The organism is Xanthomonas pisi DSM 18956 (genome assembly GCF_001010415.1).
GTDB classification, from domain to species: Bacteria; Pseudomonadota; Gammaproteobacteria; order Xanthomonadales; family Xanthomonadaceae; genus Xanthomonas; species Xanthomonas pisi.
On sequence record NZ_JPLE01000163.1, the window covers coordinates 1 to 332 of the forward strand.

Annotated in this window: 1 protein-coding gene; it reads right to left on the minus strand. The window is 36.7% G+C overall.

Going from position 1 to position 332, the window contains the following annotated elements:
- Positions 1-332 (minus strand): baseplate wedge subunit and tail pin (locus Y887_RS20730; RefSeq protein WP_046965571.1); only part of this gene is annotated, 332 nt, incomplete at both ends.

Genomic DNA, 332 nt, shown 5'->3' on the forward strand with positions numbered 1-332 from the left:
GCATTTTCGTAAATAGTACCGACAGGGTAAATAGTGTTAAAAATATTTGCAATAGACGAGAATTCCCTGCTATATGTCGGAACAGGTTCTACATTAGGCCATCCGATATTATTGAAATCGGTCAAAGCCACATCGCCTGTCACATTTACGGTTGCACCTTGTGCGACATACCTTTCATCAGTTGTATCTAAAATGTCATCGATACTTAATAAAGTGCCTAAATCGTTATTAAACCATGTAATATCAATAATGTCTTGGTCTTCAAACTTACGGTCAAAGACTAAAGCACGTGCGATAGTTGCATCGTTACCATCATATTCAATAGAATAATC